We start from the raw sequence: 19,782 nt of genomic DNA, 5'->3' as shown, positions 1-19,782 counted from the left end.
GAGGCTGGGACATTTGTCTCAACCTCATTTTTAGCTTTTAAAAAGAAAGGTGGGTTATGCGAAAGTTTCAATTTTTTGTGATTGTTGAGCTTGTTTTATTGACACTTGCTTTGCTGACTATTTTACGAGAAGATTTATCACGTTTTATTCTCCTTGTCGCAGCACTTTTGATAGTGTTACGTTTTTACAATCAGGATAATAGGGGAGATTTCCTTTTGAGTGCTAGTCTTTTGCTGTTGCTTTTCATTTTTATGCTCAATCCCTATATTATCCTCATGGTGGTGTTTGCTGTAATTTATGTAGTGCTTAATCATTTTTCGCAAGTCAAAAAGAAAAATCGCTATGCACTTGTTCAATTCCAGAAAGCTTCGCTTTCAGCAAAACATCGACGTAATCAATGGATTGGTAGTCATGATTATGAAAGTGATAGCTATGCTTTTGATGATATCAATATTATCCGTATGGTAGGAAGTGATACGATTGATTTAACGCAGGTCATTGTAAAAGGGATGGACAACGTGATTCTTATTCGTAAGGTGATTGGTCCAACGACTATTATTGTTCCAATTGACGTTGCGATTAAAGCAGAGGTGAGTTTGATTTATGGTAGTATTCGTTATTTAGACTTTGAACAATATGATTTACGCAATGAAACGATTAGACTTTTTAAAGAGAGTGATTGTAAAAAAGTAAAGCAAGTCAAGCTAGTGATCAATACTTTAGCAGGAGATGTGGAGGTCAAACGGCAATGAAAAAGCATTATTATCTACTTCTTCTCTTTTATGCCTTTTTAACGGTATTAGCGATTGTCTTTGTGACCCTTGATAGTCTTAAGATTGACCTCATACGTTCTTTTAAAAATATTTGGTTAGTAGAACGCTTCATCTTTTCTATGTTTTTCATCACTATATCTCTGACGCTGTTGCTATTTTTGTTCTGGGTTATTCTGGATGATTTGAGTAAACGTCAGATTAATCTAAATCTTCGGCGTATTTTGGCCAATACACCACTAAAAGTTGAAGAAGATACAGAACTTAATACAAATTTAAAACGCTTGTCTAAGAAAATGGAACAGTTGACAACGAGTCTCCAAAATACAGAAAATATAGGTTTATTAAATGGTGAAGAAATCATAAAAAAAGAGCGTGGACGTATTGCTCGTGATTTGCATGATACAGTGAGTCAGGACCTGTTTGCCTCCACTATGATTTTATCAGGACTTATCCAAACAGTTAGCCATGTGGATAAGAAAGTCATGACTGGACAGCTTCAAATTGTGGAAGAGATGCTTGAGAAAGCACAGAATGATTTACGAATTTTGCTACTGCATTTACGTCCTATTGAGCTTGAAAATCGTACCTTATCTGAAGGCTTTGACCTCATTTTAAAAGAACTGACTGATAAAAGCAATATCCAAGTAGTTTACGAAAATAATGTGACCATACTCCCTAAGAAAGTTGAAGATAATGTTTTTCGTATTGGACAGGAATTTATCAGTAACACTCTAAAGCATGCCAAAGCGACTCGTCTTGAGGTTTATCTCCATCAGACAAAAAATAATTTGCAGCTTAAAATGGTTGATGATGGCATTGGTTTTGATATTGATGAACATCATGAGTTGAGTTATGGTCTAAAAAACATCAGAGACCGAGTGGAAGACTTAGCAGGGACTGTTCAGTTGCTTAGCCAAGTAGGTAAAGGTACGAGTTTAGATGTACGCCTGCCTTTAATAGATGAAAAAGTACACAAAGATATACAAGAAAGTGAGAATAACGATGATTAAGGTGATTTTAGTAGACGATCATGAAATGGTTAGACTTGGCTTAAAGAGTTTTTTAGATTTACAAGAGGACGTTGAGGTTATCGGTGAAGCAAGCAATGGTCAAGAAGGTATTCATCTAGCTCTAAAGAAGCGTCCTGATGTGGTAGTGATGGATCTTGTCATGCCTGAAATGGATGGTGTTGAGGCAACGTTAGCATTGTTAAAAGAATGGAAAGAAGTTAAAATTTTGGTGTTAACCTCTTATTTAGACAATAGCAAGATTTATCCTGTCATTAAAGCGGGCGCAAAAGGCTATATGCTCAAAACCTCTAGTGCATCAGAAATTTTAAATGCCGTTCGAAAGGTTGCTAAAAATGAGCTAGCAATTGAAACAGAAGTTGATAAAAAGATAAAAGCTCATGACAGTCAGACAGAACTTTATGAAGAGTTGACTGCTAGAGAACGTGATATTTTAGCGCTTTTAGCTAAAGGTTACGACAACCAAACGATTGCAGATGAACTCTTTATCTCTCTAAAAACGGTCAAAACACATGTCTCAAATATTTTAGCCAAGTTAGAAGTGACAGATCGCACTCAAGCCGTTGTTTATGCCTTTCAACATCATCTTGTCCCACAAGATGATTATTAAATGGTATAATAAAAATATATGAATAATTTAATTATTAAAAGGAGTCTATTATGGATGCGAAAGTAAAATATAAAGCTAAAAAAATAAAAGCTGTTTTTTTCGATATCGACGATACTCTTCGTAGGAAAGCAACAGGTTTTATCCCAGATACGATTCAGACGGTTTTTGAAGAACTCAAGAAAAAAGGCATTGTTGTTGGGATTGCCACAGGACGTGCTTATTATGGTGTGGTTCCAGAAATTCGTTCCTTAGAGCCTGATTATTTTGTGACGATAAATGGTGCTTACATCCTTGATAAGAAAGCAGAGCCAATTCAAAAGCATCCTATTTCAAAAGACATTATTAAAGACTATATCTCTTGGGCAAGAGAAAGCAAGATTGCCTATGGTTTTTGTGGTGCTGATAAGCCGATTGTATCAGAGCGTTCAAAACTTATTGATGATGCCATGGTGCCAGTCTATGGAATCTGTGACGTTGATTCTGACTATTATAAGAATAATGATGTCTATCAAATGTGGACTTTTGAGGAAGTTGGTGATAGTTTACAGCTTTCAACTGAATTACAAGAACATTTGCGCTTAGTGCGTTGGCATGAAAATTCATCTGATGTTGTTCAATCTCATATTTCAAAAGCAACAGGTGTCAAAGAAGTTGCTGATAAGCTTGGATTGCGTTCTGAAAATATTCTTGTCTTTGGTGATGGACCAAATGATATGGAAATTTTTGATTATGCTGGTCTTTGTGTCGCTATGGGAGATGGGGTTTCTGAGTTAAAGGAAAAAGCAGATTACGTGACAACTACTCTTGAAGAACATGGTATTTATCAAGCTTTGGTTGCACTTGGTCTCGTAGATAAAAAACGTTCTTTTCCACAAGTTGATATCGAAACATTTGATGGGCCAGTGGCGACCATCAAGACAAACCTTGGTGATATGATTGTGAAGCTTTTTGCTGACCATACACCCAAAACAGTCGCAAACTTTCTTGGTCTTGCTAAACAAGGATATTACGATGGTATTACTTTTCATCGTGTTATCAAGGAGTTTATGATTCAGGGGGGAGATCCTACTGGTACTGGTATGGGGGGAGAGTCTATTTATGGAGAGAGCTTTGAAGACGAGTTTTCAGAAGAACTTTATAATATTCGTGGCGCACTTTCTATGGCAAATGCAGGACCAAATACTAATGGGAGTCAATTTTTCATTGTTCAAAATAGTAAGATACCTTATGCTAAAAAAGAACTCGTACGTGGGGGCTGGCCAGAGGAAATCGCAGAAATCTATGCCACAAATGGTGGAACTCCTCACTTAGATTACCATCACACGGTCTTTGGTCAGTTAATCGGTGAAACGTCTTATCAAACTTTAGATAAAATTGCTTCTGTAGAGACAAAAGAACAAGATAGACCAGTTGAGGATGTTGTTATTGAGACAATTGAGGTTAAAGAGTAGATGAGAATTGGTGAAAAATACGAAGGAACAATCACAGGCATTAAGCCATATGGAGCCTTTGTTTTACTAGAGAATGGTGTGACTGGTCTGATCCATATTTCTGAGATTAAGACGGGATATATCGACAACATCTATAAAGTCTTGTCTATAGGTGAAGAAGTCTTGGTGCAGGTGGTTGATTATGATGAGTTTAGCCAAAAAGCTAGCCTTTCTATGCGTACTTTGGAGGAGGAGAGGCATCGTTTTCCTCATCGCCACCGTTTCTCAAATAGTCGCTATAAGATTGGCTTTAAACCCTTTGTCGAGGAATTACCCGCTTGGATAAGAGAAGCAAAAGTCTTTTTGAAGCAACAAAAACATAACTAAAAAGAAGTCTCGTTTGAGACTTCTTTTAGTTATTAAAATTATATAGACTGGTTGATAGGTAGCGTTCCCCATTATCAGGTAAAAGAGCAAGAACTTTTTTTCCTTCCCCCAGTTCTTTAGCAACTTTGATTGTTGCAGTAATGGCTGCCGAAGCAGAAATCCCTGCTAAAAATCCCTCTTTGACACCTATGGTACGTCCAGTTGCTAAAGCATCGTCAGACTTAATACGAATGATTTGGTCGTAAGCATTGGTATCAAGCGTATTTGGAATAAAACCGGCAGAGATACCTTGGATTTTGTGTGGTCCAGGTTGCTCACCAGAGAGGACAGCAGACTCATCTGCTTCAACAGCGTATATTTTGATATTTGAATTTGCTTTTTTGAGAGCACGAGAAACTCCTGTTATCGTTCCACCTGTACCCACACCTGCTACAAAAGCATCTAAGCCATCTTTACCAAATGCTTTTAGAATTTCTTGACCCGTTGTTTTTTCGTGGATAGCAGGATTGGCTGGATTTTCAAATTGGCTTGGGATGAACCCATTACGCTCTTTAGCGATTTCTTGAGCTTTGATGATAGCACCTTTTGTGCCTTCATTTCCTGGTGTCAAGACTAGCTCAGCGCCGTAAGCTTGGATAATTTTCCGACGTTCAATAGACATAGTATCAGGCATGGTAATAACCACTTTGTAGCCTTTGGCACTCCCAACCCAAGAAAGTCCGATGCCGGTATTTCCAGAAGTTGCCTCGACGATAGTATCTCCAGGTGTAATAATACCACGTGCTTCAGCATCTTCAATCATAGCAAGTGCGATACGGTCTTTGACAGAAGAACCTGGATTGAATGCTTCAATTTTGACGTAAACGTCAGCTACTCCTTTAGGGACAATACGGTTGAGTTTAATAATTGGTGTATTTCCAATCAATTCAGTAATAGAATTAAAAATCGTTGACATAAGGGAACCTCTCTCTTTAGGTTTGTAACTTTAGTATAAACGCCGTCTCTTTGATTGTAAAATACACATTTTTTATCATTGTGATAGGTCTTTTTTATCACCAAGAGTGATAGGGACTTCGATAATCTGTGAATCTATTTTTTTAGTAGTAATTTTTCCTTGGTAAAAATCAATCAGTTGTTCGCATGTTGTTTCAAGAAGGTCAGGATCAACATAAAATTCTGTTGTGACTTGTTCTAAGAAACGTGTATTTCGCTCAGTGAGTGCTTTTTGATTCAGAAAGTTATTCAAGACTTGATATTGTGGGTAAGTCAGTGTGACTTTAAGACCAGCTTGTTCTTTGACGTGTACTAGTCCTATTTTTTTAGTAGCGTGAGCAATACTACCAGAATAAGCACGAATTAATCCTCCAGCTCCTAACTTGATACCACCAAAATAGCGTGTCACCACAGCAATAACATTAGTGAGCTCTTGTTTTTCAAGTACTGTTAACATGGGGACACCAGCTGTTCCACTTGGTTCACCGTCATCGCTAGAACGTTTAATTTCTCCTCTTTCTCCTATAATCATTGCCGAGCAGGAGTGATTTGCTTTGTAGTGTTTTTTTTTAATTGTAGCGAGATAGTCCCTGCCTTCTTCTTCGCTAGTGATTCGTTTTAAGTGGCAGATAAAGCGTGATTTTTTGATGATGTCCTCAATAACACCATCCTCTCTTATTGTTTTATAGTCCATATCAAAATTGTACCAAAAACTTTACTTTTAGCAAGTTTTCCGAATAGATAGATATGGAGAAACAACAGGATTTTTACGGACGACGTTTACCTAAGGAAAGAGTACCAGAAACTTTTTGGGATCAAGCAGATCTGATACCTGCTTTTAGACAACTTGGTCATTGCGACGTTTGTATACGTTGTGGGCAGGCTGTTCCTAGAGAAAATTTACTTCCGACAGGAAACTATTATTGCAGATTCTGTTTGGTTTTTGGACGTTTGACAAGTGAGAGTCAACTTTGCTCTTTTCCGCAAAAACTCTTTCCAGCTACGAAGTGTCTTCGATGGTCTGGTCAACTAACGCCTTTTCAAAAAGAAGTTTCAGATGCTCTCGTTAATGGTCTGATAAAAAAAGAAAATTTACTTGTACATGCTGTAACAGGAGCAGGAAAGACAGAGATGATATATCAGGTTATGGCACGTGTTATTGATAAGGGTGGCGCCGTTTGTGTAGCAAGTCCTAGAGTAGATGTTTGTATAGAATTGGACAAGCGTTTTAGACGTGATTTTTCTTGTTCCATTAGCTTGTTACATGGTGAGTCAGAAAATTACCGACGTTCACCTTTAGTTGTTGCCACGACACATCAGCTGATGACTTTTTATAGAGCTTTTGATTTATTGATTATTGATGAGGTAGATGCCTTTCCTTTTGTGGATAATGCTTGTCTTTATCATGCTGTAGAGCAAGCGACAAAATCAGATGGTATTAATATCTACTTAACAGCAACCTCGACAGATGCTCTAGAAAAATTAGTTAAAAAAGGAAAACTCAAAAAACACCACTTAGCACGGCGCTTTCATGCTAATCCCCTCGTTGTGCCAAAGACGATTTGGCAGGAAAATAGCTGGAAATCTCTTGCTAAACAGCAACTGCCAAGACCTTTGTATCATTATCTTAAGAGGCAGAGAAAAACGGAATATCCCCTCTTAATTTTTTATCCTAATATCAAGGAAGGAAAGCAGTTTGCTGAGTGTCTGCAAGGCTATTTTCCAGAAGAAAAAGTTGGTTTTGTTTCCAGTAAAACCGTTAATCGATTGGAATTGGTGGATGCTTTCCGAACACAAGAGATCACTATTCTTGTGTCAACAACTATTTTGGAGAGAGGGGTGACGTTTCCTTGTGTAGATGTTTTTGTGATAGAAGCACATCACAGGATATATACTAGAAGTGCTTTAGTGCAAATCGCTGGTCGTGTCGGAAGAAGTAAGGAGCGTCCGACAGGTGAATTGCTATTTTTCCACACAGGTCTCACAACAGCTATAAAACAATCCATAGCAGAAATTAAAGAAATGAATCATAAGGGAGGCTTTTAATGACGTGTTTACTATGCGGACAATATCGCAAAGAGGCGGTGCGGTTTTCAGATATATTATTCTTAAAACCAATAGAGTATGGATTGTGTAAGGACTGTCATCAAAGTTTTGAGAAAGTATCAAAAGTCCATTGTCCTAATTGTTTTAAACCAGATATAAATGAGACATGTCGTGATTGTAAAGAATGGGAACAAAAGGGACACACCGTCATTCACCAAGCACTCTATCAATATAATGATAGTATGAAAGCTTATTTCTCTTCCTTTAAGTTTGAGGGAGACTACTTATTACGTTATGCATTTGCAAAAGATATGAAAGCGCATTTACGAACCTATAAAGGCTATACTGTTGTCCCAGTTCCTATTAGTGTTAAGCGCTATCAAGAGCGTCAATTTAATCAAGTCACTGCTTTACTAGATGCAGCTAAAATAACATATAAAGAACTTCTTCAAAAAGAACACGTCACTAAGCAATCCAGTCTTTCAAGACAAGAACGTTTATCTCACATCAATCCCTTTTCTGTAGTATCAAAAGCTCAACTTCCTGATAAGGTTGTGGTGGTTGATGACATCTATACAACAGGTGCCACGCTTGCTGACATTGTCTTTTTATTGAGAGAAAAAGGGGTCAAACAGATAAGGACTTTTTCATTGGTACGCTAAACGCTTGCAAACTTTCATGAAAGCGGTTATAATGATAATAAAGAAAGCGTGATGAGCGCAAGAAAGAGGTACTTTATGATTAAATTTAGTATTCGCGGAGAAAATATCGAAGTTACGGATGCCCTTCGTACCTATGTTGAAAACAAGTTAGCTAAGATTGAAAAGTATTTTAATGAAAGTCAAACACTGAATACACGTGTCAACCTAAAGGTTTATCGTGAGAAATCTTCAAAAGTTGAGGTGACCATCTTGGTGGATGGAGTTGTATTACGTGCTGAGGACGTTTCTCAGGATATGTATGGCTCTATTGACTTGGTTGTTGATAAGATTGAACGTCAAATTCGCAAAAACAAGACTAAGATTGCCAAAAAACATCGTGAAAAAGTGTCAGCTGGACAAGTTTTCACGACTGAATTTGAAGCAGAGGTAATCGAGCAGGTTCCAGAAACAAAGGTTGTTCGTACTAAACATGTTAGTTTAAAACCGATGGATGTTGAAGAAGCTATTTTACAGATGGAACTTTTGGGGCATGATTTCTTTATCTATACAGATGGCGAAGATGGTACAACAAACGTTCTTTATCGTCGTGAAGATGGTCAACTAGGACTTATTGAAGCAAAATAAGAAAGCGAATGTTGGCGTCTTAAGAGATGGTGTTTCAAGAAATTTATAATAAAAAAACGCTTTGGAATAATTGTAATGCGCTCCAATCGTTAGATTTTATATCTAACGATTGGAGCGCATTTTTTATGAAACTAACCTATGAGGATAAATTAGAGATATATAAGTTGAGAAAACAAGGAGTTAGTTGGTCACAGATTTGTAACCAATTTGATGTCAACGTTAGTGAACTGAAGTATATGGTTCGCTTGATGGATTAATATGGTACTGAGGTGATCAAAAAAGACCAAAATTCTTACTACTCTCCTGAGTTAAAGAAATAACGAATAAAGTGTTCCTTCAGAGCCATTTTTAAGACAAGTTTCACTCGATTGCACTCTCCCAAATTGGATAGTGTAATACAAAAAATGGGTATACTATTGTTTAGAAAACAAGAAAGAGACCACAAAAAATGAGACGTAAACCAAAAAAACAGTAGAAGACATGACTGAACTAGAACGCTTGCAATATGAAAATGAGTACCTAAGAGCAAAGAACGCTGTGCTTGCAGTATCTTGTTGTTAATCGCTTAGTCGCTAGCTCCTTGTTCTTAGACAAGCCTTACAGGTATATTCGTTTCGTACGACTATCGCCAAAAAGTTGAGAGAATACCACTTGAGGGACGCAGAAAAGATCAGAGAGCAGTTTTGAAGTATGAAGCATATCAAGAGTAGCTAGATGAACACGAATTTGATGAGTATTTATACCTGCCTAACTATCCCTTTGATAGAAAAAATTATCAATAATAGGTATTTTAGGATTGAAATGAACATGGAGTTTGAATGATGGAACAATATATTTCTGAGGCACTGGTTGAAGCTGGTATTGATTTAGCGACCTTAACTTTAAAGGGAACAACATTAGTGAATAGTAAAATTCAATCCTTAAAAGATGAAAGAAATGCTGAGAAATTGCGTAATACATATGATGAAATAATAAATGAGTTGCTTTCTGAAAGAGAACAGGCAATAAGGATAGCTTACAAGCATATAAAGAGGAATATGAACGTGTAAATATTGAAGATGAGGACATAGAGTATTTGTATAAAATTTTGATTTAAGTCATTTCAGTATCATTATTTCCTTAAAAGTAAAGGAATGAAACCTTTTGTGTTTCGTAAGGGGAATAGTCCTGACAATGGGATAATGGAATCCTTCTTTGGCATTTTGAAGACCGAGATGTTCTATGGCAAAGAATCGTCATTTAAGACTATCGAACAGTTGAAGCAAGCTATTTCAGACTGTATTGATTATTACAACGATAAAAGAATCAAAATAAAATTAAAAGGACTGAGTCCTGAGCAAGACAGGATTCAATCTTTAGCATAAATTAATTGTCTAACTTTTTGGGAAACAGTACAAAAGTTTAGAGTTTTGTACAAGCTTTTAAATGTTTGGTTGACTTTTGACGTGGTATAATAAGAAGTAAAGGAGTTGACCATGTTATCAAAAGCTAAATCAAGATATGTTATTCGAGAGATTATCAAGCTCTTTCCAGACGCTAAGCCAAGTTTAGATTTTACATCTATTTTTGAGCTTTTAGTTGCTGTTATGCTATCTGCACAGACAACAGACGCTGCTGTTAATAAAGTGACACCTGCTTTATTTGAGCATTTTCCAAGTCCAGAAAGCTTCGCCAAAGCAACTCCGACAGAGATTGAACCTTACATCTCAAAATTAGGACTTTACCGCAATAAAGCTCGTTTTCTTCATAAATGTGCTATTCAGTTATTAGAAAATTTTGATGGTCAGGTTCCAAAATCAAGAGAAGAACTCGAGAGTTTATCGGGTGTTGGGCGCAAGACTGCGAATGTGGTATTAAGTGTTGGCTATGGTATACCTGCTTTTGCTGTAGATACACATGTGACACGCATTTGCAAGCATCATCAGATTTGTAAATCGGATGCGACACCTCTTGAGATTGAAAAGCGCGTTATGGATGTTTTACCAAAAGAGGAGTGGCTAAAAGCTCACCAAGCGATGATTTCTTTTGGGCGAGCAATTTGTCATCCCAAAAATCCAGAATGCGATAAATATCCACAGCTTTATCATTTTCCAAAAGGTTTGTCCTAAAATAGTTGGTTAAGTTGTTGAATGAGAAGGATAGTAGCAAAACCAATAGCTAAAAAAGGAACAAAAGCAATGGGCTTTTTCTCTTGTTTCTGTTTTATAATGTAGATAATACCTAGCCAAGATCCAATTTGGATAATCCATAGGAGACTCACCTTATCTGATATAAGACTGAGAGAGGCAAGATAGAGAAAGTCACCACTCCCCATTTTCAGAGGAAATAGATAAGCTAAAATACCAAGCAGACATAAGATAATAAAAAGAGTATAATCATGAGCTAATGGTAGCAAAAGCATGGTAAAGATTAGCCATACAAGTACAGGATACTCTTGTTGATCATAATCATAGAGGGCAAGTGTTAGACTCATAAACAATGCTAATAAGGTCGCTAATTGCAAATACCCAAGTCCAAAAAGGACAAATGCTACCCCAGAAGCTGCTTCAATAACCATATAGCGTTTTGGGATTATGTACTGACAATGTTTACAACGGCTATTGTAATACATTTGTGAGAGTATAGGAATCATCTCGCAAACGCCTAATCGCTTTTGACAATGATTGCAGTGACTAGCAGGCAGTATAATCGATTGTTCAGGAAAACGATCCACAACAAGACCTAAAAAAGAAGCAATAGATGCCCCTAGGCTAAAGTATAATAGAATATTCATATCTTTTTATTCGTAAAAAATGTTATGACTTGCAATTCATTTCAAAAAAGGTATAATGATAATATAAATAATAATCATTCTAAAAAAATAATGATTATTATAAAGCAGTCATTTTATAATTAGGAGGACGAAATATGACTCAAATTTTAGACAAAGAAGCTATTCACACTGCTGTTACACATAATGTCACAGCTCCAGGTTCAAAAAATGCTAAGACAAAGGCTGTCTTAAATCAAGCAGTTGCCGATCTTTCAAAAGCTTATTCTATTGTGCATCAAGTGCATTGGTATATGCGTGGCGCAGGTTTTTACTACTTGCACCCCAAAATGGATGAATTGATGGATAGTCTTAATGCAACTCTGGATGAAATGAGTGAGCGTTTGATTACGATTGGTGGTGCTCCTTATTCAACACTCAAAGAATTTGATGAAAACTCTCGTTTGAGTGAAATAAAGGGTTCTTTTGATAAACCAATAACAGATTATTTAGCACGTTTGGTAGATGTCTACACTTATCTATCAAACCTCTATCAAGTGGGACTCGATGTTACTGATGAAGAAGGTGACAACCCAAGTAATGACCTCTTCTCAGATGCACAAGCTGACGTTGAAAAGACCGTCTGGATGCTTCAGGCTGAGCTTGGCAAAGCACCAGGACTTCGTAAATAAGTTTTAAGGCTAGAGGTTTACTTTAGCCTTTTTAAAATGGAAGTCAAAGAAAGTGCAAACGATTGCACAGAGCTGTTGAAAACTCTCTATATTTTTGGTAAAATAGCAATATGAAAACACTTTATGATGTGCAACAACTATTGAAAAGTTTTGGTATTTATGTTTATGTCGGTAAGCGTCTTTACGACATCGAAGTGATGAAGATAGAGCTTGAAAAGCTTTACGAAAATCATCTCATTGCAAAAGATGATTATCTTAAAGCAGAATTGATCTTAAGACATGAACATCGTATAGAGGAGGAGAAAGTAAATGGCAAAAAAACTTTTGGGTATTGACCTTGGTGGAACGACAATCAAGTTTGGTATTCTAAAGCAAGACGGTACCGTCCAGGAAAAATGGGCGATTGATACCAATACTTTAGAAAATGGGAAACATATTGTTCCTGATATCGTGGCGTCCCTGAAACACCGTATGAGTTTGTATGGTTTGACAAAAGATGATTTTATTGGGATTGGTATGGGTTCTCCTGGTTCTGTTGATCGAGATAAAAAAACGGTAACAGGTGCTTTTAATCTAAATTGGGCAGATACACAGGAAGTAGGCTCTGTCATCGAATCTGAGTTAGATATTCCATTTGCCATTGATAATGATGCTAATGTTGCAACACTTGGTGAGCGTTGGGTTGGTGCGGGTGCCAATAATTCGGATGTTGTCTTTGTGACGCTTGGTACAGGTGTAGGTGGCGGTGTGATTGCAGGTGGCAATCTAATACACGGTGTTGCTGGTGCTGGAGGTGAAATCGGACATATCGTTATTGAACCTGAAAATGGCTTTGAGTGTACTTGTGGCAATATCGGTTGTCTTGAGACAGTTGCTTCAGCAACAGGTGTTGTCCGTGTTGCACGTCGAATTGCAGAAGAGTACGAGGGAGATTCTTCTATAAAAACTGCTATTGATAATGGAGATGTGGTAACAAGTAAAGACATTTTTGATGAGGCAAAAAATAGCGATACTTTTTCTTTGTTAGTTGTGGATAAAGTATCTCAATGTTTAGGTTTAGCGATTGCAAATATCTCAAATATCCTAAATCCTGATTCTATCGTTATTGGTGGTGGCGTCTCAGCGGCGGGCGAATTTTTGCGTAGTCGGGTTGAAAAATATTTTATACGCTATGCTTTTCCACAAGTGCGTAAATCAACTAGGGTTAAAATTGCAGAGCTAGGCAATGACGCTGGAATTATCGGAGCAGCTAGCCTTGCTAGCAAGTTTGTAGCAGATTAGGAGGTAGTCATGCTTATCTGGGTTTTAGTTGCCATTATGGTCTGTATCATGCTTTATACAGCATGGAACTATTTTCGAGTACGTCGGTCAGCGATTTTTTTGGATAATCGTAGCTTTGAAGAGAGAATGCATTCTGGACAGTTGATTGATATTCGGGAATCAAGTGCTTTTCAGAAAAAGCACATTTTAGGTGCACGAAACTTACCTGCTAGTCAATTGAAAAATAGCCTTTCTGCTATCCGCAAGGACAAGCCAGTACTCATCTATGATAATAATCGTAGTCAGTCGCTACCTCGTATTATACTTATACTGAAAAAGGAAGGTTATCAAAATATTTACGTCTTAAAAGATGGACTAGATTATTGGGATGGTAAGATAAAACAAAGATGACAGCAAAAGAGGTCGGGTAAGAAGTATCCGGCTTTTTGATAGGAAGATTTAAAGTGTTTATCAATAACAAAGCAAAGGAGTCTACATCTTGAAAACATTTACAATTGTCATTAGTCTGTTTTTTGTTGCGATTTATGGTATAATTCATAAGTTAAATATTTTAAGATGGCAGAGGAAATCATGACTAAATTAAGAGAAGACATTCGTAATGTGGCGATTATAGCCCACGTTGACCATGGGAAGACAACCCTTGTTGATGAATTATTGAAACAATCACACACACTTGATGAACGTAAAGAATTGCAAGAACGTGCAATGGACTCAAACGATCTTGAAAAAGAACGTGGTATTACAATCCTTGCCAAAAATACTGCAGTTGCTTATAACGGTGTCCGTATCAATATCATGGATACACCAGGACACGCAGACTTCGGTGGAGAAGTTGAACGTATCATGAAAATGGTTGATGGTGTTGTGCTTGTTGTCGATGCTTACGAAGGAACTATGCCTCAAACACGTTTCGTGTTGAAAAAAGCTCTTGAACAAAACTTAACACCAATCGTTGTTGTTAACAAAATTGATAAACCATCAGCTCGTCCAGCAGAAGTTGTTGATGAAGTTCTTGAACTTTTCATCGAGCTTGGTGCTGACGATGACCAATTAGAATTTCCAGTTGTTTACGCATCAGCTATCAACGGTACGTCATCACTTTCAGATGAACCAGCCGATCAAGAACATACAATGGCTCCAGTCTTTGACACTATCATTGGCCACATTCCAGCGCCAGTTGATAACTCAGAAGAACCACTTCAATTCCAAGTATCGCTTCTTGATTACAATGATTTCGTTGGACGTATCGGTATCGGACGTATTTTCCGCGGTACTGTTAAAGTTGGTGACCAAGTTACTCTTTCAAAACTTGACGGTACAACTAAAAACTTCCGTGTTACTAAATTGTTTGGTTTCTTCGGACTTGAACGTCGTGAAATCCAAGAAGCAAAAGCTGGTGATTTGATTGCTATCTCTGGTATGGAAGATATCTTCGTTGGTGAAACAATCACTCCAACAGATTGCGTCGAACCGCTTCCAATCCTTCACATTGACGAGCCAACACTTCAAATGACATTCTTAGCAAATAACTCACCATTTGCAGGTCGTGAAGGGAAATACGTCACATCTCGTAAAGTTGAAGAACGCCTGCTTGCTGAATTGCAAACGGACGTCTCACTTCGTGTTGAAGCAACTGATTCACCAGATAAATGGACTGTATCAGGTCGTGGTGAATTGCACTTGTCTATCCTTATCGAAACAATGCGTCGTGAAGGATACGAACTTCAAGTATCACGTCCAGAAGTTATTGTCAAAGAAATTGATGGCGTGAAATGCGAACCATTCGAACGTGTTCAAATTGATACACCAGAGGAGTATCAAGGGGCTGTGATTCAATCGCTTTCTGAGCGTAAAGGTGAAATGCTTGATATGCAATCAACTGGAAATGGACAAACACGCTTGATTTTCTTGGCGCCAGCGCGTGGTTTGATTGGATACCCTACTGAGTTTCTTTCTATGACACGTGGATATGGTATTATGAATCATACTTTTGATCAATACATGCCAGTTATTAACGCAGAAATTGGTGGACGTCATCGTGGTGCACTTGTTTCTATTGATACGGGTAAGGCAACGACCTACTCTATCATGTCTATTGAAGAACGTGGAACCATCTTTGTTAATCCAGGTACTGAAGTTTACGAAGGAATGATTATTGGTGAAAACTCTCGTGAAAATGACTTGACAGTTAACATCACTAAAGCAAAACAAATGACCAATGTGCGTTCTGCTACTAAAGATCAAACAGCAGTGATTAAAACACCGCGTATTTTGACTCTTGAAGAATCACTTGAATTCTTAAATGATGATGAATACATGGAAGTTACTCCAGAGTCTATCCGCTTACGTAAACAAATTTTGGATAAAAATGCACGTGCTAAAGCAGCTAAAAAGAAAAAAATGTCTGCAGAAGAGTAATTTTCTATCGAAGGGATAGCTATGGTATTTTACTTGATATTGCTGTTTTTGATTTTGCTATACTACTTTTTTATGGCACCAAGAACGATTAAAAATACACTCAATCCGATTGGGATAGTAGGAATTCTTGTATTTTTTATGGTAGCTTTCGTTTTTGGTGTGCTGGCTTTTCTTGATATGCCGTCTGAATTTTACGTAGCTCTTGTGATGTCCTTGTTAGGTTTTTTGGGAATGCGAGACATGCTGAAAATGCCAACTAAAAAGAAAGTACAATCCAAAGATATGACAGAATAAAAGCGCTTATATAGACAAAAAGAGAGCCTCTAGGTTCTCTTTTTGTCTATGGCAATACCTTGAAAATCCTAGCAATTAACGGTACAATAAAAGATATTATAAAATGAATTGGAACGAATAATGAAAAAAATAACACAGTTTGAAAATCAAAAAGTTCTTGTTTTAGGTTTGGCACGCTCTGGAGAAGCAGCAGCGCGTCTCTTGAGCCAGTTAGGTGCTATTGTTACTGTTAATGATAGTAAACCTTTTGATGAAAATCCAATGGCACAATCTTTGCTAGAGGAAGGTATCAAGGTTATCTGTGGTCACCATCCCCTAGAGTTGCTTGATGAAAATTTTGCCTTAATGATTAAAAATCCAGGGATTCGTTATGATAATCCTATGGTTAAAAAGGCTTTGGAAAAAGGACTTCCTGTTTTAACAGAAGTTGAGTTAGCTTACTTAATATCAGAAGCACCAATCATTGGTATTACAGGGTCTAACGGTAAAACAACCACAACAACTATGATTGCTAATGTTCTCAATGCTGCTGGTAAACATGCACTTCTTTCTGGGAATATTGGTTTTCCAGCCAGTGAGGTCGCAAAAACAGCTACAGAAGAAGATAGTCTTGTGATGGAATTGTCCAGTTTCCAGTTGATGGGAGTTCAAAAGTTTCATCCCCGTATGGCAGTGATAACGAATCTTATGCCAACTCATATTGATTATCATGGTAGTTTTGAAGACTATGTGGCTGCTAAGTGGCATATTCAAGACCAAATGACAATAAATGATTATCTCATTTTAAATGCGAATCAAGAGTTGTCAGAGACTTTATCGCAAAAGACACAAGCAACAGTTGTCTTCTTTTCAACGCAAAAAAAAGTTGATGGAGCTTACCTTGAGAATGGTTTTCTTTGTTTTAGAGGTGAAAAGATTATGGAAGCTAGTCATTTAGGTGTTCCTGGCAGTCACAACATCGAAAACGCTCTAGCGACTATAGCGGTTGCAAAATTATCTGGTATTTCAAATTCTATTATAGCTGCAACTTTAGGTGTTTTTGGTGGTGTGAAACACCGTTTACAAAAACTAGGTAGTATTAATGGAGTCCTTTTTTACAATGACAGTAAATCTACTAATATACTAGCTACTCAAAAAGCTTTGTCAGGATTTGATAACAGTAAGGTTATCCTGATTGCAGGTGGTCTTGATCGTGGCAATGAATTTGATGAGTTGGTAGATGATATCAAGGGGCTCAAGCAAATGATTATCATAGGAGAGTCTGCTCCACGTGTAAAAAAAGCAGCGCTTAAGGCAGGCGTGCCTTATTGTATTGCTAGTGACGTCAAAGAGGCAACAATCCGTGCTTTTGATTTAGCGGATGAAGGAGATGTTGTTCTTCTTAGCCCAGCTAATGCCAGCTGGGACATGTATCCAAATTTTGAAGTGCGTGGTGATGAGTTTATCTCAACTTTTGAAACATTAAAGGGAGCGCAACATGACTAAAAGGATTGTCTTTACAGGTGGAGGAACTGTCGGTCATGTGACCTTGAATCTTATTCTTATCCCAAAGTTTATCAAAAATGGCTGGGAAGTGCATTATATTGGTTCTAAAGGTGGCATAGAGCATGAGCAGATTAAACAGTCAGGATTGGATGTGACTTTTCATGCTATAGCAACTGGAAAATTACGTCGGTATTTTTCTTGGAAAAATATATCTGATGTCTTTAAAGTGTGCTTTGGAATTATTCAGTCTATTAGTATTTTGGCGAGAATCAAACCGCAAGCACTTTTTTCAAAGGGCGGTTTTGTAGCAGTTCCACCCGTTATCGCTGCTAAAATATTAGGTATTCCAGTCTTTATACATGAGTCTGACTTGTCTATGGGTTTGGCCAATAAAATTGCTTATCGCTTTGCGACGACCATGTATAGCACTTTTGAGCAGAATGCCACACTAACCAAGGTGAAACATGTAGGAGCCATTACAAAAATTACAGAAAAAAAAGGCTTAATGTCACCTAGACTTGAGGATATTAAAGCCCACTTTAATCCAGAACTAAAGACTATTTTATTTATCGGTGGTTCAGCTGGGGCTAAGGTTTTCAATGATTTTGTGAGTAAAGAGACTGCTTTAACACAGCAATTCAATGTTATCAACATCACTGGGGATCCTAGTCTCAATGTTTTGAAAGATAACTGTTATCGTGTGGACTATGTGACAGATCTTTACCAACCTTTGATGAATATGACAGATGTTGTCATTACACGAGGGGGTTCCAATACGATTTTTGAATTGTTGGCTATGCAAAAGTTACATATTATTGTACCACTAGGACGTGAAGCGAGTCGTGGAGATCAACTTGAAAATGCGTCTTACTTTGAGAAAAAAGGTTATGCAAAGCAATTGTTTGAGGATGATTTCACTTTAGATCACCTCAAGGAAGTCATAGATGATTTACTTAATCGTAAGGATGACTACATAAATCACATGAAAGCAAGTCGTGAGCTAAAAACCCCAGATGATTTTTACCAATTGTTGACCGATGACATTTCAAAAACAATGAAGGAACGCTAAATGTCTGAAAAAAAACAAGAACATGAAGAAAAAGTAAAAGAGCCAAAAACTTCCGAACACAAAGAGGGCAGAGCTCCTTTGACAGAGTGGCAACAGCTAAATCTAGAGTTTTTAAAGAAAAAAAAGCAGAAAGAGGCAGAAAAAGAGAAACAGAAAAAAGAAGAACGTCTTGAAAAGTTAGCACGCTATGGTAAGATTCCGCCAAAAGAAAACATAGAGACAAAAGAGGACAAAAAAGAAAAAGTTAAAAAAAAGATTAAGAAGCCTAAAAAGGTTAAAGTAAAAAAAGGGTTGACCAAGCGTCAAAGAGCGGTCATTAAAGCTTTACCAGTCATAATCGTTTCGTTTCTTTTGTTTATGGCTTCGCTTTTTGCTATTTCACCTTACAGTAAGAAAAAAACGATCATCGTTAAGGGTAGCTCTCACACACCATCTAAGACAGTTCTCAAAGAAGCACACATCGAGTCATCGGACTATATTTTTTCACTTCTGCTACACCCTAAAACTTATGAGAATCGCTTAAAAGTAGCAAATCCTTGGGTATCCTCAGCGAAATTAAGTTATCAATTTCCTAATTATTTTACCTTGATGATTAAGGAATATTCAGTAGTGGGCTACATACAGACCGATACAGGATATCAACCCCTTCTTTCAAATGGAAATGTGGTTGTTGCAGCACCTGTTTCGGAGTTGCCAGAAGCTTCCCTTACCATTTCATTGACAGATCAGAAAATGCTCAAAGAGTTGGCTAAGGATTTGTTGGCACTTGATAAGAATCTACGTGACAGTATTCAAAGTATCAGCCTAGCAGGTTCAACGTCGACTAGTGATTTATTAATCTTAGCTATGCGTGATGGTAATACTGTACGTGTTCCTTTATCTGAAATGATAATGAAATTGCCTTATTATAGTAAGATTAAGGACAAGCTTACCCCACCTGCTATTGTGGATATGGAAGTTGGCATTTATGCGACTACATCCGAAATTGAAGCAAAACAGGCAGAGAAAACTTCAGATAGTTCTGAAACGCAACAGACAGAGGAAGCGACAGCTGAAAGCCAAGAAGAAACAGGTCAGCAGTAGAAGATAACAGGGGAAAATTTTTCTGTTTACAGGGAATTGAGGATATTTTTGTAAAAAGATAAAATAAAGAACGTAAAAAAGAACTTTTTTACGTTCTTTTATGGTATAATATTTCCTGAATAATTCTGTTTAGAGGCAGATTTTTTGATAATTGTATA

Annotated in this window: 21 protein-coding genes and 3 pseudogenes; 21 read left to right on the top strand and 3 right to left on the bottom strand. The window is 37.3% G+C overall.

The genetic code is table 11. The features are described 5' to 3' along the window. Positions 1-56: 56 nt before the first annotated feature. The 5 genes from liaF to NXS10_RS06410 are packed head-to-tail and all read left to right on the top strand — an operon-like array spanning position 57 to position 4,228. Positions 57-752 carry a cell wall-active antibiotics response protein LiaF gene (gene liaF / locus NXS10_RS06430; RefSeq protein WP_259138953.1) on the top strand — a complete coding sequence of 232 codons (696 nt, stop codon included), beginning with the start codon at positions 57-59 and terminating at the stop codon, positions 750-752. Then, positions 749-1,783, top strand: coding sequence for an envelope stress sensor histidine kinase LiaS (locus NXS10_RS06425; protein WP_259138951.1), 1,035 nt, complete (start codon positions 749-751; stop codon positions 1,781-1,783). Before liaF ends, NXS10_RS06425 begins: the two co-directional genes overlap by 4 nt. Next, positions 1,770-2,411, top strand: a complete 642-nt coding sequence (locus tag NXS10_RS06420; protein WP_308445764.1) for a response regulator transcription factor — start codon at positions 1,770-1,772, stop codon at positions 2,409-2,411. Before NXS10_RS06425 ends, NXS10_RS06420 begins: the two co-directional genes overlap by 14 nt. A 50-nt stretch (positions 2,412-2,461) precedes the next feature. Further along, entirely contained in the window at positions 2,462-3,862 is a 1,401-nt protein-coding gene (locus NXS10_RS06415; RefSeq protein WP_259138946.1) for a Cof-type HAD-IIB family hydrolase, read from the top strand. Beyond that, complete coding sequence (locus NXS10_RS06410) at positions 3,863-4,228, top strand: S1 RNA-binding domain-containing protein (protein ID WP_259138945.1); 366 nt, start codon at positions 3,863-3,865, stop codon at positions 4,226-4,228. A gap of 25 nt (positions 4,229-4,253) precedes the next feature. On the opposite strand, the gene cysK is transcribed toward NXS10_RS06410, so the two are convergent. Continuing rightward, positions 4,254-5,183, bottom strand: a complete 930-nt coding sequence (gene cysK, locus NXS10_RS06405; RefSeq protein WP_259138943.1) for a cysteine synthase A — start codon at positions 5,181-5,183, stop codon at positions 4,254-4,256. A 75-nt stretch (positions 5,184-5,258) separates the two neighbouring features. Continuing rightward, on the bottom strand, positions 5,259-5,915 hold the full coding sequence (locus NXS10_RS06400; RefSeq protein WP_259138942.1) for a YigZ family protein: 657 nt from the start codon (positions 5,913-5,915) through the stop codon (positions 5,259-5,261). A 53-nt stretch (positions 5,916-5,968) separates the two neighbouring features. On the opposite strand from NXS10_RS06400, the gene NXS10_RS06395 reads away from it, so the two are divergent. The 7 genes and pseudogenes from NXS10_RS06395 (at position 5,969) to nth (ending at position 10,661) form a co-directional block, all read left to right on the top strand. Continuing rightward, positions 5,969-7,267: an ATP-dependent helicase ComFA gene (locus tag NXS10_RS06395; protein ID WP_259138940.1), complete on the top strand. Its 1,299-nt coding sequence runs from the start codon at positions 5,969-5,971 to the stop codon at positions 7,265-7,267. Further along, on the top strand, positions 7,267-7,929 hold the full coding sequence (locus tag NXS10_RS06390) for a ComF family protein (protein ID WP_259138937.1): 663 nt from the start codon (positions 7,267-7,269) through the stop codon (positions 7,927-7,929). The genes NXS10_RS06395 and NXS10_RS06390 overlap by 1 nt, the downstream gene beginning before the upstream one ends. Before the next feature lie 75 nt (positions 7,930-8,004). Further along, positions 8,005-8,553: a ribosome hibernation-promoting factor, HPF/YfiA family gene (hpf, locus tag NXS10_RS06385; protein WP_259138935.1), complete on the top strand. Its 549-nt coding sequence runs from the start codon at positions 8,005-8,007 to the stop codon at positions 8,551-8,553. Between the two features lie 125 nt (positions 8,554-8,678). Further along, positions 8,679-9,090 (top strand): annotated as a pseudogene (locus tag NXS10_RS08725) (IS3 family transposase); the annotation flags it as partial. Positions 9,091-9,374: 284 nt separating this feature from the next. Beyond that, positions 9,375-9,643: pseudogene (locus tag NXS10_RS06375) on the top strand (hypothetical protein); the annotation flags it as partial. 16 nt (positions 9,644-9,659) lie between these two features. Further along, a pseudogene (locus NXS10_RS06370) lies at positions 9,660-9,917 on the top strand (IS3 family transposase); the annotation flags it as partial. 111 nt (positions 9,918-10,028) lie between these two features. Continuing rightward, a complete protein-coding gene (nth, locus tag NXS10_RS06365) occupies positions 10,029-10,661 on the top strand; it encodes an endonuclease III (protein ID WP_259138930.1) in 633 nt (210 codons plus the stop codon). Here nth and NXS10_RS06360 read toward each other — a convergent pair. Next, positions 10,658-11,326, bottom strand: coding sequence for a prepilin peptidase (locus NXS10_RS06360; protein WP_259138927.1), 669 nt, complete (start codon positions 11,324-11,326; stop codon positions 10,658-10,660). The genes nth and NXS10_RS06360 overlap by 4 nt on opposite strands. A 134-nt stretch (positions 11,327-11,460) precedes the next feature. Here NXS10_RS06360 and NXS10_RS06355 point away from each other — a divergent pair, with 134 nt between their 5' ends. The 9 genes from NXS10_RS06355 (at position 11,461) to NXS10_RS06315 (ending at position 19,624) form a co-directional block, all read left to right on the top strand. Next, positions 11,461-11,994 (top strand): Dps family protein, encoded by a 534-nt coding sequence (locus NXS10_RS06355; RefSeq protein ID WP_259138925.1) that lies wholly within the window; start codon positions 11,461-11,463, stop codon positions 11,992-11,994. A gap of 110 nt (positions 11,995-12,104) precedes the next feature. Further along, positions 12,105-12,329 carry a YqgQ family protein gene (locus tag NXS10_RS06350; protein WP_259138923.1) on the top strand — a complete coding sequence of 75 codons (225 nt, stop codon included), beginning with the start codon at positions 12,105-12,107 and terminating at the stop codon, positions 12,327-12,329. After that, positions 12,304-13,275 (top strand): ROK family glucokinase, encoded by a 972-nt coding sequence (locus NXS10_RS06345; protein WP_259138921.1) that lies wholly within the window; start codon positions 12,304-12,306, stop codon positions 13,273-13,275. The genes NXS10_RS06350 and NXS10_RS06345 overlap by 26 nt, the downstream gene beginning before the upstream one ends. Before the next feature lie 9 nt (positions 13,276-13,284). Further along, complete coding sequence (locus NXS10_RS06340) at positions 13,285-13,665, top strand: rhodanese-like domain-containing protein (RefSeq protein ID WP_259138919.1); 381 nt, start codon at positions 13,285-13,287, stop codon at positions 13,663-13,665. Between the two features lie 180 nt (positions 13,666-13,845). Then, complete coding sequence (gene typA / locus NXS10_RS06335; protein WP_259138917.1) at positions 13,846-15,693, top strand: translational GTPase TypA; 1,848 nt, start codon at positions 13,846-13,848, stop codon at positions 15,691-15,693. A 72-nt stretch (positions 15,694-15,765) separates the two neighbouring features. Then, a complete protein-coding gene (locus NXS10_RS06330) occupies positions 15,766-15,987 on the top strand; it encodes a DUF3165 family protein (RefSeq protein ID WP_373318040.1) in 222 nt (73 codons plus the stop codon). A gap of 120 nt (positions 15,988-16,107) precedes the next feature. Next, positions 16,108-17,472: a UDP-N-acetylmuramoyl-L-alanine--D-glutamate ligase gene (murD, locus tag NXS10_RS06325; protein WP_259138911.1), complete on the top strand. Its 1,365-nt coding sequence runs from the start codon at positions 16,108-16,110 to the stop codon at positions 17,470-17,472. Next, a complete protein-coding gene (locus NXS10_RS06320; protein WP_259138908.1) occupies positions 17,465-18,541 on the top strand; it encodes a UDP-N-acetylglucosamine--N-acetylmuramyl-(pentapeptide) pyrophosphoryl-undecaprenol N-acetylglucosamine transferase in 1,077 nt (358 codons plus the stop codon). Before murD ends, NXS10_RS06320 begins: the two co-directional genes overlap by 8 nt. Beyond that, entirely contained in the window at positions 18,542-19,624 is a 1,083-nt protein-coding gene (locus tag NXS10_RS06315; protein ID WP_259138905.1) for a cell division protein FtsQ/DivIB, read from the top strand. It abuts the gene before it with no gap. Positions 19,625-19,782 lie beyond the last annotated feature (158 nt).

Origin of the sequence: Streptococcus sciuri, from assembly GCF_024814375.1 — a bacterium.
Taxonomy (GTDB): domain Bacteria; phylum Bacillota; class Bacilli; order Lactobacillales; family Streptococcaceae; genus Streptococcus; species Streptococcus sciuri.
Note: the sequence above shows the minus strand (reverse complement) of the source record. Positions and strands in the feature narration are given on the sequence as shown.

Bases quoted from the DNA above. Each gene is read 5' to 3' on its own strand.
- murD (WP_259138911.1), top strand. From the start codon at position 16,108: ATGAAAAAAATAACACAGTTTGAAAATCAAAAAGTTCTTGTTTTAGGT.
- hpf (WP_259138935.1), top strand. From the start codon at position 8,005: ATGATTAAATTTAGTATTCGCGGAGAAAATATCGAAGTTACGGATGCC.
- NXS10_RS06410 (WP_259138945.1), top strand. From the start codon at position 3,863: ATGAGAATTGGTGAAAAATACGAAGGAACAATCACAGGCATTAAGCCA.
- NXS10_RS06320 (WP_259138908.1), top strand. From the start codon at position 17,465: ATGACTAAAAGGATTGTCTTTACAGGTGGAGGAACTGTCGGTCATGTG.
- NXS10_RS06400 (WP_259138942.1), bottom strand. From the start codon at position 5,915: ATGGACTATAAAACAATAAGAGAGGATGGTGTTATTGAGGACATCATC.
- NXS10_RS06340 (WP_259138919.1), top strand. From the start codon at position 13,285: ATGCTTATCTGGGTTTTAGTTGCCATTATGGTCTGTATCATGCTTTAT.
- nth (WP_259138930.1), top strand. From the start codon at position 10,029: ATGTTATCAAAAGCTAAATCAAGATATGTTATTCGAGAGATTATCAAG.
- NXS10_RS06355 (WP_259138925.1), top strand. From the start codon at position 11,461: ATGACTCAAATTTTAGACAAAGAAGCTATTCACACTGCTGTTACACAT.
- NXS10_RS06415 (WP_259138946.1), top strand. From the start codon at position 2,462: ATGGATGCGAAAGTAAAATATAAAGCTAAAAAAATAAAAGCTGTTTTT.
- NXS10_RS06345 (WP_259138921.1), top strand. From the start codon at position 12,304: ATGGCAAAAAAACTTTTGGGTATTGACCTTGGTGGAACGACAATCAAG.
- NXS10_RS06425 (WP_259138951.1), top strand. From the start codon at position 749: ATGAAAAAGCATTATTATCTACTTCTTCTCTTTTATGCCTTTTTAACG.
- liaF (WP_259138953.1), top strand. From the start codon at position 57: ATGCGAAAGTTTCAATTTTTTGTGATTGTTGAGCTTGTTTTATTGACA.
- NXS10_RS06315 (WP_259138905.1), top strand. From the start codon at position 18,542: ATGTCTGAAAAAAAACAAGAACATGAAGAAAAAGTAAAAGAGCCAAAA.
- typA (WP_259138917.1), top strand. From the start codon at position 13,846: ATGACTAAATTAAGAGAAGACATTCGTAATGTGGCGATTATAGCCCAC.
- NXS10_RS06395 (WP_259138940.1), top strand. From the start codon at position 5,969: ATGGAGAAACAACAGGATTTTTACGGACGACGTTTACCTAAGGAAAGA.
- NXS10_RS06350 (WP_259138923.1), top strand. From the start codon at position 12,105: ATGAAAACACTTTATGATGTGCAACAACTATTGAAAAGTTTTGGTATT.
- cysK (WP_259138943.1), bottom strand. From the start codon at position 5,183: ATGTCAACGATTTTTAATTCTATTACTGAATTGATTGGAAATACACCA.
- NXS10_RS06330 (WP_373318040.1), top strand. From the start codon at position 15,766: ATGGCACCAAGAACGATTAAAAATACACTCAATCCGATTGGGATAGTA.
- NXS10_RS06390 (WP_259138937.1), top strand. From the start codon at position 7,267: ATGACGTGTTTACTATGCGGACAATATCGCAAAGAGGCGGTGCGGTTT.
- NXS10_RS06360 (WP_259138927.1), bottom strand. From the start codon at position 11,326: ATGAATATTCTATTATACTTTAGCCTAGGGGCATCTATTGCTTCTTTT.